We start from the raw sequence: 13,121 nt of genomic DNA, 5'->3' as shown, positions 1-13,121 counted from the left end.
AACGAAAACCGGGGCCCATGGCTGTGGCGTCCCCGTTCGTCGCCATCGCCATGGACCCCGGTCCATGCTGCCCTGAGAGTATAAGCGGGGTTATTTGACCCCGCTCGGGCGGCGTTCGCCGAGCACCTTGACCGCAAAGTCCATCGCCGGTCCGGGCGTGGGGGCGGTCTTGGTCTTGAGCGTGTAGGTGGGTGTCGGCAGTGCCAGATCGAGGCGGTGGAAGATGCGGGCGATGCTCATCGCCATCAGCACTTCGGCGAGCCCCTGGCCGAGGCAGCTATGCGGGCCGCGGCCGAAGGGGGAATAAGCGCCCTTCTGCAGATGCTCGGCGCGTGGCCGCTGGTAGCGATCGACGTCGAACTTGTTCACGTCGGGGAAGAATTCTTCCATGAAGTGCGGCACGCTGGTGCCGATATACATCATCTCGTCCTTGGGAATGGTATAGCCGGCATATTCGAAATCGAAATTGGCGACGCGCATTTGCGCCACCGCGATCGGCCAGAGGCGCATGGCTTCCATGCAGGCGCCGTTGATGACGGGGAGCTTGCGGATATCCTCCTCGTTCAGCGTCTCCTTGGCGAACAGCTCGTCCGCCTCGGCCTGGACGCGGGCGAGCGTCTCGGGATCCTTGAGGATGCCGTAGATACAGGCGGCCATGGTGTTCGCCGCGGTGTCGAGACCCGCGACATAGGGACCGGTCACCGTCAGGATCAAATTCTGATCCGGCATGATGTCCTTGTCGTTCATGTTCGCGGTGATGATGTCGGTGATCAGGTTCTTGGGCGCGGTTCCATCCGCCACCTTCTTCTGGAAATCGGCGATCATCGTGTGGCCGAGTTCCTCGACGCGGGCCCGCGCCTTCTTGAAGCGGGGATCGTGCAGCATGATGCGCGGCCGCTGGCGGGTGACGAGGACGTTCAGGATGGTCAGGATCGCGAAGCGGATGTCCTTCACATAATCGAGCGGCGCCTGGCCGGTCATGATCATGCCGAGCTGTTCGACGACCATATATTGCATCGCCTCGACCACGGGGATGCTGGTGCCGACATCCCAGCGGCGATCGATCGCGCGATCGGTGATGTCGCGCAGATTGTCATACTGGCCCTGCACCGCCTCTCGCGAGAAGCCTTCGCGCATCAGGGTGCGGAGCTTGATGTGGCGCTCGCCGTCGGCCGAGGTGATCGTCTCGGTCGCGCCATATTCGTTGACGAGGCCTTCCCAGAACTCCTTGGAGCGCAGCGCATCGCGGCCTTCGCGCGTCGTCATGAAGGTGGCCGATTCCGGGCCGGCGATAACGATGGATTCGCGGCCGAACACCTTGATCCGGTAGACCGGGCCATAGTCCCGATAGCAGCGGAGGAAGAAGGCGGCAGGGTCCTTCGCCATTTCCAGCGTGTTGCCCAGGAAGGGCAGGCCGGGAACGACGGGGATTTCGCTGGCCGGTTTCGCCTTGGGCTTGGGAGCCGCGCCCTCGGCGGGCTTTTCGAGAACGGTAGCCATGATGCGCTCCTTCAGTATCTCGTTCAGTTGGTGCCGGGACGGCGTTCACCGTTGATGCGGACGGCGAAGCTCATCGCGGGGCCGGGCGTGGGTGATGTCTTGGTTTTCAGGACATAATCGGGCGAGGTCAGCGCCAGATCGAAGCGGTGGAAGATGCGCGAGATGCACATCGCCATCAGCACTTCGGCGAGGCCCTGGCCGAGACAGCTATGCGGGCCGCGGCCGAAGGGCGAGTAAGCGCCCTTCTGGAGATGTTCGGCGCGCGGCCGCTGGTAGCGGTCGATATCGAACCGCATCGCTTCCGGATAATATTCGTCCATGAAATGCGGGACGCTGGTGCCGACATAGAGCAGGCTGTCGCTCGGGATCGTGTAGCCGCCATAGACAAAGTCGTAATTGGCGACCCGCATCTGCGCGACGGCGATCGGCCAGAGTCGCATCGCTTCCATGATCGCGCCGTTGATGACGGGGAGCTTGCGGAAATCATCCTCGGTCAGCGTCTCCCTGGCGAACAGTTCGTCCGCCTCGGCCTGGACGCGTTCCAGCACGCCAGGCGTCTTGAGGATGCCGTAGACGCAAGCGGCGATGGTGTTGGCGGCGGTATCGAGCCCGGCGACATAGGGGCCGGTGACCGTCAGGATCAGGTTCTGATCCGGCATCAGATCCTTGTCGTCGCGGTTGGCGCGAATGATGTCGGTGATCAGATTGTCCGGCGCGGTGCCGTCCGCCAGCTTCCGCTGGGAATCGGCGATCATCTGCAGCCCAAGCTCATCGACGCGGGCGCGGGCGCGCTTGTAGCGCGGATCCTTCAACATGAATTCCGGCCGCTGGCGGGTGACGAGGACGTTCAGGATCGTCAGGATCGCGAAGCGGATGTCCTTCACATAATCGAGCGGCGCCTGGCCGGTGAGGATCATGCCGAGCTGCTCGACAATCATATACTGGATCGCCTCGACCACGGGCAGCCGCGTGCCGACATCCCATTTGCGGGCGATCGCATTGTCGGTGATCGCCACGAGATCGTCATACTGGCCGTGGACGGCTTCGCGCGAGAAGCCGGCGCGCATCAGCGTGCGCAGCCGCACATGGCGCTCGCCATCGACGCCGTTGATCACCTCGGTCGCGCCGTAGGAGTCGGCGACGCCCTGATTATATTCCTTGGAGCGCAGCGCATCGCGGCCCTCGCGCGTCGTCATGAACAGGGCCGATTCCGGTCCGGCGATGACGATGGATTCGCGGCCGAAAACGCGGACCCGGAAGACCGGGCCATATTGGCGGTAGCAGCGCACGAAGAAGGATGCGGGGTCCTTCGCCATTTCCAGCGTGTTGCCCAGGAAGGGCAGGCCGGAAACGAGCGGAATTTCACTGGCTGGCCGCGGCGCAGCGGTGTCGTTCGCCGCGTCGTTCGCAGCCGATCTTTCAAGAACCGTGGCCAAGATAGCCTCCTGTTCCGTCTGCTGAATGCTTCCATTCGCCCCGCGCGCCCGATCGGCGGGCGGGGCGAATGGCCATGCAGGCCTCAGCTCGGCGTCAGCATGAAATCGACATACATCGCCGCTTCGGCGGGGAAGGGCGGGTAGAACATCGGTGCGCCCTGCGACGGGTCCAGCGCATCCTCGACGACCGCGCGGCCGTTCGAGAATTCCTGGAAACCCGCCTTGCCGCCCAGACGGCCGATGCCGCTATGGTTGGACCCGCCGAAAGGCAGGGTGGCAATGTTCGCCTGCACCGCGGCGTTATTGACCGCCGCCGAGCCCGACCGGGTATTGTCGATATACCAGTCCGCCGTGTCGCGATCCTGGGTGAAGACATAGAGGCCGAGTGGCTTGGGCCGCTTGGCGATCTCCTTCACCGCTTCCTCACGCGTGGAGAAGGGGTGGATGGTCAGCACCGGGCCGAACACCTCTTCCTGAAAAATCTCCATATCCTCGGTCACATTGTCGAGGATGGTGGGCGACACGAAGCGCGCCGCCGGATCGACCTCGCCACCCATCAGCACGCGCGCGCCCTTGGACACGGCATCGTCGATCAGGCCCTTCACGCGCAGCGTGTGCCGCTCGTTGATGATCCGCGGCAGATCGGCCGAATTCTGGAAGCCGGCGCCGGTGGGATCGTAGAAGGCGGTGATCTTCTCCTTCAGCTTGTCGACATAGGCATCCTTGATGCTTTCGTGGACCATCAGATAATCCGGGCACAGGCAGACCTGGCCGGCGATCAGGTGGCGCACGAAGGCGATCTTGGACGCCGCATCCTCGATATCGACATCGCGTTCGATGACGGCCGGGTTCTTGCCGCCCATCTCCAAGGTCACGCCCGCGAAATGCTCGGCCGCGGCCGCCATCACCAGCCGGCCGACGCGGTTGTTGCCGACATAGCAGATATGGTTGAACGGCAGCTTGAGCAGCGCGCCTGCCACCTCGGGACCGCCGGTGATGACCGCGACTTCATCGGCGAGGCCGGCCTTCTCGATCACCTGGCGCACCATCTCGGCAGAGAGCGGAGCGACCTCCGACGGCTTCAGCACCACTGCGTTGCCAGCGGCGATCATGCTGATCAGCGGTGAGAGGCTGATGAGGACGGGCGAGTTCCAGGTGGAGAGGTGCAGGATGACGCCCTTGGGCTCCCAATGGATATAAGCCTTGCGGCCCTGGAGTGCCGGTACGTCCTCGACCTCTTCATTGCCCATCCAGCTTTCCAGCCGTTCGCAGAAGAAGTCGATCTCGCCCTTGAGCGGGATCAGGTGGAGCTTGCCGTCCATGCCAAGCTCGTCATGCCCGGCCTGGCCAATCTCGGCGCGGAGCTCATAGACGGCCTGGTAAAGCGCGCGCAGCTTGGCGATGCGTTCGGCGGCGGTGGTGCGGGCGAGGGCCGGGGCCTTCGCCTGCAGCTTGTCGAAGATGGCCTGATAGGCGTTGGTATCGACGACGGGAGAATATTGGTTCATCGGACCCTGCTCCTTACAGCATGTTCGGAATGGCGGGCTGACGGCGCTCGATCATGTCGTCGTAGCGCTTGCGGATCGCATCCTTGGTCTTGTCGGTCAGCGGCAGGATGTAGAAATCGTCGCGCAGGATCGACTGATAGACCTCCTCGGCGAAATCCTCCGGCTGGGTCAGCGGCACTTCATGACCGATCAGCATCTTCATCGCCGCCTGGAATTCGTCGACATTGTTGATGCCGGCGCCCGACGCGATCGCGGGATCATCATATTCCTTCTGCAGGTTGCGATGCGAGCTGAACAGATTGGTGTCGACGACGTGCGGCCCGGGGAAGAGGATCGCGCCGCGGACCTTCGATCCCGCCATCTGGAGCTGATAGGCGAGCACTTCCATCAGCGCGATCAGCGCCGCCTTCGACGCCGAATAGGCCGCGCCGGAGGGCGGGAAGACGATGCCGGCACCCGACGAGGTGGAGGCCATCAGCGCTTCCTCGCCCTGGGCGATCAGGGTCGGCATGAAGGAGAGGATGCCGTTCAGCGGGCCGAAGAAGTTGACGTCCATCGCCCAGCGATAGGCCTTTTCCGGCGTGTCCCAGATGGTCGCGCCGCCACCGCCGCCGACGCCTGCATTGTTGATGACGATGTGGACCTTGCCATATTCGGCCAGCGCGCGATCACGCAGCGCATCGACGGCTTCACGCTTGGAAACGTCGGTGACGTGGCCGATGGCGGTGCCGCCCGCGGCCCTGATCTCGGCAACCGCCGCGTCGAGCGCGTTCGGTTCGATATCGGCCAGGACGACCTTCGCCCCCGCCTTTGCCAGACGCAACGCGACCTGCTTGCCGACGCCGCTGGCCGAACCGGTAATCACCGCTACCTTATTGTTGAAGTCCTGCATTTGCCTTCGTCCTCTCTCTCGATCTTATGTCTTGATCTTTCAGGGCAGGCAGGAGGTGTCGGGGCCTAATCCCCCGGCAATTCCTCCCCACGTTGACGTGCGATCCGTTCGATCAGCGGCGCGATGAGCCTGTCCAATATGGCTTCGGCCTCGATCGAATAATGCGATGCCTGCTGACGGATCAGCGGCAGCTCTTCCGGCCCGTAATGGGCGAGCGCGGCCTGGACGCGCGCCGTCGAGCTGCGGCCCCGCGCGCGGCTGGCGCGTTCGCGGCAGGTGGTGACGGCGCCGGCAATGGCGAGCGCGCCGAGATGGCTCTGTATCTCCAGCGCCTCGGCTCCCCCGAAGCCACGCGCGGTCATGGCCTGGAGGAAGCGTTCGGCGACTTCCAGCTCAACCTCCGGCCCAAGCCCGGCGTCGATGAACTGGACGATGATCTGCGGCTGCTGGACGAGCTGATCCTGGATCGCGCGGGCGAAGGCCACGCAATATCGCGACCAATGCAGGTCTTCCGTGCCCTCCATATCGAGCGACGAAACCTGGCGCTCGGCGGCGAGCTTGAGCAACTCATCCCGGCTGCCAACATATTGGTAGAGCGTCGCGGTGCCGACGCCGAGATGTTCGGCCAGCCGCTTCATGCTGATGGCGGCGAGGCCGATTTCGATCGCCGCGTCGATCACCAGCTCACGCGTGAGCAGGCGGGGACGGCCGATCGTGCGGCGCTGGGAAGGCATTTCTCGAATCACATTCGGATACTCGTTCGGAAAGCGGAAATCGTCAATCCCGCTTGATGGTTATTTGGGGTTCGGACGCTGGGAATGGACAAATTTCGGGAGGAATCAACGGCCGATTGCTGGAAACGGTTGCGTGGCGGCGAGTGGGCGAAATGTCGGGAGTGGGCGTTCTTTCCTCGTTACCCCGGGCTTGACCCGGGGGCCCGCTTTTGCGCGTGCGTGATGTAAAGAACAGAAGAAGCTGGACCCCGGGTGAAGCCCGGGGTGACGAGAAGATTTAGTGGAGGTCGCCCGGTGGCGTGGGCTCGCTTGCCGGTTCGCTGCGGCACCCGTAAAACGCCCGCCATGACGGCCGGCCGCTTCTTTGCCCTGACCATTGCCGCGATCATGATGATCGTGCGGGTTGGCCCCGGCTGTTATCCGGCGGCTGCGATGCCGAGCACGGCGATGGCGGCGACGCATGACGCGGATTGCCATGGCGACACGGCGCCCAAGGGTGCGAAGTCCGATGCGGCGTCGCAGATCTGCCTGATGGCGTGCGGGCTGGCGATGTCGGACGAACCGGCGCCGCTGATTGCCTCTGCATTGCGGGCCGGGATGCCGACTTCATCGCCGCCACGGCCGCTTTCCGGCATCGATGCCCGGCCTTCGATACCGCCGCCGCGTCTCGCCTGACCTTTCACAACAAGGTTCAAGCAAGACATGGAGTTATGAGATGAAGATCAAGACGATTGCGCTCGCCCTCGCGATGGCCGTCGCAATTCCGGCGCTCGCGCATGCGGCCGAAGAGGATTGCTGCAAGGGGAAGGACGGCAAGCCTGCGGCCTGCTGCGAGAAGAAGCCCGATGGGACGATGCCGGCTTGCTGCGACAAGCATAAGGGGCATGACCAGAAGGACGGCCAGGGCAAGACGCCCGAAAAGACCCCGGACCATAGCGGCCATACGGGCCATGAAGGTCATAACTAAGTAGAATGAAGTGGAGGCCGGGCGCGAACCCGGCCTCCATTTGTTTGCTTACCAGGTCGCCATTTCGGATTCGAGGTTGACGCGGATCTGTTCGAAGAACTGCTCGGTCGTCATCCAGGGCTGATCCGGGCCGATCAGGATCGCGAGATCCTTGGTCATGTGGCCCTTTTCCACCGTCTCGATGCAGACGCGCTCGAGCGTTTCGGCGAACTTCGTCACGTCCGGTGTGCCATCGAACTTGCCGCGGAAGGCGAGGCCCTGCGTCCAGGCGAAGATCGAGGCGATCGGGTTGGTCGAAGTCGCCTTGCCCTGCTGGTGCATGCGATAGTGGCGAGTGACGGTGCCGTGCGCGGCTTCCGCCTCGATCGTCTTGCCGTCCGGCGACATCAGCACCGACGTCATCAGGCCCAGCGAGCCGAAGCCTTGAGCGACGGTGTCTGACTGGACGTCGCCGTCATAATTCTTGCAGGCCCAGACGAACTTGCCCGACCACTTGAGCGCCGAGGCGACCATGTCGTCGATCAGGCGATGTTCGTAGACGATGCCCTTTTCCTTGAAGCTGGCAGCAAATTCGGCGTCGAACACTTCCTGGAACAGATCCTTGAAGCGGCCGTCATAGGCCTTGAGGATCGTGTTCTTGGTCGAGAGGTAGAGCGGCCAGCTGCGATCGGCGGCGTAGTTCATGCTCGCACGCGCGAAATCGCGGATCGATTCGTCGAGATTATACATGCCCATGGCGACGCCCGCGGCGGGGAAATCGAACACGTCACGTTCGATCTTCTGGCCGTCGGCGCCTTCGAACACCATCTTCAGCTTGCCGGCGCCCGGCACCTTGAAGTCGGTCGCGCGATACTGATCACCGAAGGCGTGACGGCCGATGACGATGGGATCGGTCCAGCCCGGAACCAGGCGGGGGACGTTCTTGATGACGATCGGTTCGCGGAACACGACGCCGCCCAGGATGTTACGGATCGTGCCGTTCGGCGACTTCCACATCTGCTTGAGGTTGAATTCCTCGACGCGGGCTTCGTCCGGGGTGATCGTCGCGCACTTCACGCCGACGCCATACTTCTGGATCGCCTTGGCGGAGTCGATGGTGATCTGGTCGCCGGTCTCGTCGCGCTTCTCGACCGAGAGATCGTAATATTCGAGCTTGAGGTCGAGATAGGGGAGGATCAGCCGCTCGCGAATCCATTGCCAGATGATCCGGGTCATTTCATCGCCGTCGAGCTCGACGACGGGGGTCTTCACGGTGATCTTGGCCATGGAGGTTCCGCTTTCTGTGGGGTGATAGAATCGCCGGTTCGCATAGGGAATGCCGGGGCCGCGATCAACCTTGCGGCGGAAGACCCGCGTCCGTTGACGCGTTGATGGTCAAGTCAGGCGGCGGATTGGCCGCCCCGGCGAGCCACATTTCCTTACAATCCAGCAAAACACCCCGCACGAACGCGATTTAAGCCGATGGCATCCCACGGGACGAAGGCACCGGCCGGCAGCGGCCGAGAGGCCAGCGGCCGGGGGATGCAGGAGGAACATTCCAACCCAGAAAAAAAGGGGAATGTTCCATGATTAATCGTCTCGCTGCCGCGGCCGCGGTGCTTTTGGCGACGACGCCCGCGATGGCGCAGGAAGCGCCTGCCGAACCGATCACGGTTTCGGGCAGCGTCGCGCTGGTTTCCGACTATCGCTTCCGCGGCGTTTCTCAATCCGACAAGGAAATGGCGATCCAGGGCGGCATCACCGTCGGCCACGAAAGCGGCCTTTATGCCGGCACCTGGGGTTCGAGCCTGTCCGGCTGGGGCACGTTCGGCGGCGGCAACATGGAACTCGACCTGTTCGCCGGCTACAAGCTGCCGGTCGGCGGTGCGACCGTCGACGTGGGCCTGACCTGGTATATGTATCCGGGCGGCGCGGATAATACCGACTTTGCCGAACCCTATGTGAAGGTCAGCGGCACCGCCGGCCCGGTGAGCCTGCTCGCCGGTATCGCCTACGCCCCGAAGCAGGAGGCGCTGGGCAACTTCTCCGCGACGCCGCAGAGCCGCGGGCAGAAGGAAGACAATCTCTATCTGTGGGGCGATGCGAGCGGCGCCATCCCCGGCACGCCGATCACGCTGAAGGGCCATATCGGCTATTCGGACGGCAATCCCGGCCTCGGCCCGAACGGCACCAGCATCGCGCCGACCGGCAAATATTGGGACTGGCTGGTCGGCGCCGATGTCGCGGTGGGGCCGGTGCTGCTGGGCGTCGCTTATGTCGATACCGACATCAGCAAGGCGGATTCCGCTTATCTGCTGCCCAACTTCTCCTCGACGAAAAATGGTTCGTCGATCGCGAGCGGCCGTATCGTCTTTTCGGCGACCGCCGCTTTCTGAGGCTTTGCAAGTGGGCCAGCGCGATCCCGTATCGCGCTGGCCTGCGCGTTTTTACGCCCGGCGCGTGCCTGTCATCTGCATCGTGCCGAACGGGCCGACCTTGGCCGAGCCGTTGAGCGTGTCGCCATCGACGGTCGCGGTCGCTTCCATCGTCAGCGGCGGCATCTTCATCTTCATCTTCCAGGTGAGCGTGTCGCCATCGACCGCGCCGTCCAGCACTTCCATCGCACCGGCGGGGCCATCATTGCTGCCGGTGAAGGTGCTGCCGTTGGTGACGATCGTGAAGACGGATTTCTGATCGCCCATCGGGGTCTTGGTCACGCAATCCCACACGCCATCGGCATTCGCCATCGTCTGATCCTCTCTCTATTATCGGGTGGACGCGAACAAAATGAATCGCGTTCAATATGATGCGTGTCCCGCGGCGTGGCAAGATGGCCGTCATCGACACCCCTTCGACAAAAATTCGGGCGGCATGTCACGCCCGAACATGGCCGCTCGTCATGCAACCGAAGCCATCGTCACCCGCAGCGGGCGGCGCTGGCGTCCGTCGTAGCAGGGAGAATGTGCATGAGGATCGTCGTCATCGGTGGCACCGGCCTGATCGGCCGCCAGCTTGTCGCCAATTTGCGGTTGCAGGGACATGAAGCGGTTGCCGCATCGCCCAAGTCGGGCGTCAACGCCGTGACGGGCGAGGGGCTGGCCGATGCGCTCCGCGGGGCGGACGTGGTGGTCGATGTCGCCAATTCGCCCTCGTTCGAGGATGCGGCGGTGCTGGCTTTCTTCGACGCATCGACCCGCAATCTGATCGCCGCGGAGAAAGCGGCGGGGGTGCGGCATCATGTCGCGCTATCGGTCGTCGGCACGGAGCGGCTGCAAGGATCGGGCTATTTCCGGGCCAAGCTGGTGCAGGAAGACCTGATCGCTGGCGCCGGCATTCCCTATTCGATCGTGCGCGCCACCCAATTCTTCGAGTTCATGGGCGCCATTGCCGCGACGAGCGCGAAGGATGATGTGGTGTGGCTGTCGCCGGCGCTGATGCAGCCGATTGCCTCTGCCGATGTCGCCGCAGCGCTGGCAGATGTCGTGACCGCAACACCGCTGAACGGGATGGTCGAGATTGCCGGGCCGGAGAAGCGGCCGCTGGCCGAGTTCGTCGGCACCTGGATGGCGGATAATGGCGATACCCGTCCGGTCGCGGTGGACCCGGCCGCGCCTTATTATGGCATCGAACTCGACGACCGTTCGCTGACGCCGGATGCAGATGTTCGCGTGCTTCCCACCCGGTTCGACGCCTGGCTCGCCCGGTCGCTCGTCAAGGCATGAGGTGGACCATGACGATCGAACGATTCTGCCTCGGGCTTGCCGTGCTGCTGGGGATCGGCGGCATCGCGAACGGCACTTTCATGCTCCTTTCACCGGCGAACTGGTATTTCGCCGTGCCGGGCGTGACGACCACCGGGCCATTCAACCAGCATTTCATCCGCGACATCGGCCTGATCTTCCTGCTGCTGGGCGCTGCTTTGATCTATGGCGCGGTCCAGCCCAGCGCCCGCATCTTCCTGTGGGGAGCGACCGCCTTGTGGCTGGCGGGCCATGCCCTGTTCCATTTCTGGGAAGTGGCGGTCGGCATTTGCGGACCATTGGCGCTGGCGCGTGATTTTCCGGCGGTCACGCTGCCGGCGATCTTGACGACATTGCTGTTTGTCTGGGCGGTTCGAATGCGGCGGGCGGTTGCCTGAGAACAAGAGAGCGGCGCGCCGGCTTCAGTTGCTGGCGTGCTGCTCCTCCCCATTGCCGTCGCGGCCATAGGCGTCGGCGCTGAAGGCGATGCCCTTTTCCGCCGGCGCGGCAGTGAGATAGGTGATGTAGACGGGCATCGGCTCGGGCAGCGACACGTTCTGCTCGGGTGCGTCCGATTCCGGTTCGAGCGGCTTGCCGAACAGCCAGGCGCCGAGCCGCTGGGCGTCCTCCAGCCGGATGCAGCCATTGCTGAAATGGCGTTCCTTGTCCTGGAACAGCTTCTTGTCCGGCGTGTCGTGCAGATAGATGCCGAGATCGTTGGGGAACATGAATTTCACGCGGCCCATCGCATTGCTCTTGCCCGGCAACTGGCGGACGCGGATCTCCTGCCGGCCATCGGCGACCGCCTGCCAATCGATCGTCGCGGGATCGAGGATCTGGGCTTCGTGGGTCCAGTCCGACAGCGCTTCATAGCCCATGCCGCTGAGCGAGGCGCCTTCGAGCATCTTCGGCGCGAGGCGCAGGCTGACGAGGTTGGTGGGCATGTTCCAATAGGGGTTGAGGATGGCGTAGCGCACCATCCCGACGAGCATCGGCGTCTGCGTTTCCGTGGTGCCGACGATGACCTTCATCGTATCGCGGACCTCGCCATTCTCATACATCCACAGCCGCGCGCTGCCGGCATCGACAACGATGTAGCGCTTGCGGCCGGAGGGCAAAGCGCGGGCGCGCTCGAGATTGAGGAGGAGCGTGCGCTCATAATATTCGGGCGGGCGGTTGAGCGCGGCGAGCGTCATCGGCCCGGCGACGGCATCGGACGGGAGACCGTGCGCGGACTGGAAGGCGCGGAGTGCGGCGGCGAGCGGCTTATCGAATACCGCGCCCTCCGCGAGACCGAGCCGTTCGCGCAGCAGCCGCACGCGATCGCCCTTGTTGCCGGGACGCAGGGTCGCGCCGGGCAGGATTTCGACTGCGGGCAGCGCCGCCCAGCTTGTCCGATAGTCGGCCAGCGCGTTGCGGAGACGGCCGTAGATCGGGTTCATCCAGCCGACAGTGCCGAGATAGCTGGCGAGCGACGGGGCCACCGCAGCGCTGCGCAGCACGGCCATCTCGGTCGGCAGCACCGGCTGCAATTCCTTGTCGAGATAGGTCATCTCGACCGTGGGCGCGCGACGGCTGTCGCGTACATAATCGACGAGCGTGCGCGACAGCTTGAGTTCGGCGCGCGCAAGATCCCGCGGTGTGCCCTGTCGCGCGGACGCGATCAGATCCTTGAGGTCTTGCGGGTCGTAGCGGCGCGGATCGAGCCCATCGAGGTCGGCGCTTTCGAGAATGGCGACGAAAGTGTCGGCTTCGGACCCGAGCGCGCCATCGCGCACCCACATCGGCCAATAACCGCGGGTGCGATAAAAGGCCTTCAGCTTGCCGCCGACGGCGGAGCGTATCTCAACCGCAATCGCCTCGTCCGGCCCGTTGTCGCCGATCGTCTCGTCTTCGGTGGCTTGTTCAGTTTGCGCGAGCACAGGCCCGGGGAGTACGGCGAGCAGCAGTGCCGCCGCAACAACCCGGAACCTGAACCCGCTCACGCAGTCGATCAGCCGCGCTCACCCGACGGCCGCGGGGGCGGTGGGGGCGGCGGCGGCGGCGGGCAGGGCGGCGCCTGGAAGGGATGGTAGATGCCGTCGGCGGTGTAATAGCCGTCGACAATGCCATCGCCGTTACGGTCGGCCGCCACGGTGCCGACAATCGCGCCCGGACCGACCGGCGGCGGCGGAGCGACAGGTTCGGGTGGAGGGGTGGTGCAGGCTGCCAGTCCCATCGTGCCTGCCATCATAACCGCGAGATATTTGGCCTTCATATCACTCTCCCGGGATGGCGACGGAGGCCCTTCTGCCCCGTGCCTTCAATTGCGGAAACGGCAATCATGACTTTTCGTTCCGTTGCGGTAACAGCATTTGAAGACCGT

The 13,121-nt window shown here is 64.0% G+C and carries 14 protein-coding genes; 5 read left to right on the top strand and 9 right to left on the bottom strand.

What is annotated here, in order from left to right; genetic code table 11:
- Positions 1-90: 90 nt before the first annotated feature.
- From ACFB49_RS09455 to ACFB49_RS09435, 5 genes are all read right to left on the bottom strand, one after another.
- Positions 91-1,500, bottom strand: a complete 1,410-nt coding sequence (locus ACFB49_RS09455) for a cytochrome P450 (RefSeq protein WP_380878810.1) — start codon at positions 1,498-1,500, stop codon at positions 91-93.
- A gap of 23 nt (positions 1,501-1,523) precedes the next feature.
- Positions 1,524-2,936 carry a cytochrome P450 gene (locus tag ACFB49_RS09450; RefSeq protein WP_380878808.1) on the bottom strand — a complete coding sequence of 471 codons (1,413 nt, stop codon included), beginning with the start codon at positions 2,934-2,936 and terminating at the stop codon, positions 1,524-1,526.
- A gap of 83 nt (positions 2,937-3,019) precedes the next feature.
- A complete protein-coding gene (locus ACFB49_RS09445) occupies positions 3,020-4,444 on the bottom strand; it encodes an aldehyde dehydrogenase family protein (RefSeq protein ID WP_380878806.1) in 1,425 nt (474 codons plus the stop codon).
- A 13-nt stretch (positions 4,445-4,457) separates the two neighbouring features.
- Positions 4,458-5,336, bottom strand: coding sequence for an SDR family NAD(P)-dependent oxidoreductase (locus tag ACFB49_RS09440; RefSeq protein WP_380878804.1), 879 nt, complete (start codon positions 5,334-5,336; stop codon positions 4,458-4,460).
- A gap of 65 nt (positions 5,337-5,401) precedes the next feature.
- A complete protein-coding gene (locus ACFB49_RS09435) occupies positions 5,402-6,070 on the bottom strand; it encodes a TetR/AcrR family transcriptional regulator (RefSeq protein WP_380878802.1) in 669 nt (222 codons plus the stop codon).
- A 294-nt stretch (positions 6,071-6,364) separates the two neighbouring features.
- Here ACFB49_RS09435 and ACFB49_RS09430 point away from each other — a divergent pair, with 294 nt between their 5' ends.
- Both ACFB49_RS09430 and ACFB49_RS09425 read left to right on the top strand, forming a co-directional pair.
- Positions 6,365-6,745 (top strand): hypothetical protein, encoded by a 381-nt coding sequence (locus tag ACFB49_RS09430; protein WP_380878800.1) that lies wholly within the window; start codon positions 6,365-6,367, stop codon positions 6,743-6,745.
- Between the two features lie 40 nt (positions 6,746-6,785).
- Positions 6,786-7,037, top strand: coding sequence for a hypothetical protein (locus ACFB49_RS09425; protein WP_380878798.1), 252 nt, complete (start codon positions 6,786-6,788; stop codon positions 7,035-7,037).
- Between the two features lie 48 nt (positions 7,038-7,085).
- On the opposite strand, the gene ACFB49_RS09420 is transcribed toward ACFB49_RS09425, so the two are convergent.
- On the bottom strand, positions 7,086-8,303 hold the full coding sequence (locus ACFB49_RS09420; RefSeq protein ID WP_380878796.1) for an NADP-dependent isocitrate dehydrogenase: 1,218 nt from the start codon (positions 8,301-8,303) through the stop codon (positions 7,086-7,088).
- A 299-nt stretch (positions 8,304-8,602) separates the two neighbouring features.
- Between ACFB49_RS09420 and ACFB49_RS09415 the strand changes: the two genes are divergently transcribed.
- On the top strand, positions 8,603-9,412 hold the full coding sequence (locus tag ACFB49_RS09415; protein WP_380878794.1) for a TorF family putative porin: 810 nt from the start codon (positions 8,603-8,605) through the stop codon (positions 9,410-9,412).
- 51 nt (positions 9,413-9,463) lie between these two features.
- Here ACFB49_RS09415 and ACFB49_RS09410 read toward each other — a convergent pair whose 3' ends face one another.
- Positions 9,464-9,763: a hypothetical protein gene (locus ACFB49_RS09410; RefSeq protein WP_380878792.1), complete on the bottom strand. Its 300-nt coding sequence runs from the start codon at positions 9,761-9,763 to the stop codon at positions 9,464-9,466.
- Between the two features lie 219 nt (positions 9,764-9,982).
- Here ACFB49_RS09410 and ACFB49_RS09405 point away from each other — a divergent pair, with 219 nt between their 5' ends.
- Both ACFB49_RS09405 and ACFB49_RS09400 read left to right on the top strand, forming a co-directional pair.
- Positions 9,983-10,738, top strand: a complete 756-nt coding sequence (locus ACFB49_RS09405; protein WP_380878790.1) for an SDR family oxidoreductase — start codon at positions 9,983-9,985, stop codon at positions 10,736-10,738.
- Between the two features lie 8 nt (positions 10,739-10,746).
- Positions 10,747-11,154 carry a hypothetical protein gene (locus tag ACFB49_RS09400; protein ID WP_380878788.1) on the top strand — a complete coding sequence of 136 codons (408 nt, stop codon included), beginning with the start codon at positions 10,747-10,749 and terminating at the stop codon, positions 11,152-11,154.
- Between the two features lie 24 nt (positions 11,155-11,178).
- Here the strand turns inward: ACFB49_RS09400 and ACFB49_RS09395 are convergent, their stop codons facing one another.
- Both ACFB49_RS09395 and ACFB49_RS09390 read right to left on the bottom strand, forming a co-directional pair.
- Positions 11,179-12,741 (bottom strand): murein L,D-transpeptidase, encoded by a 1,563-nt coding sequence (locus ACFB49_RS09395; protein WP_380878786.1) that lies wholly within the window; start codon positions 12,739-12,741, stop codon positions 11,179-11,181.
- A gap of 8 nt (positions 12,742-12,749) precedes the next feature.
- Complete coding sequence (locus ACFB49_RS09390) at positions 12,750-13,013, bottom strand: hypothetical protein (protein WP_380878784.1); 264 nt, start codon at positions 13,011-13,013, stop codon at positions 12,750-12,752.
- Positions 13,014-13,121 lie beyond the last annotated feature (108 nt).

Origin of the sequence: Sphingomonas sp. DBB INV C78, assembly GCF_042693015.1 — a bacterium.
GTDB lineage: Bacteria > Pseudomonadota > Alphaproteobacteria > Sphingomonadales > Sphingomonadaceae > Sphingomonas_E.
This window is presented reverse-complemented; position numbering and strand designations above follow the sequence as displayed.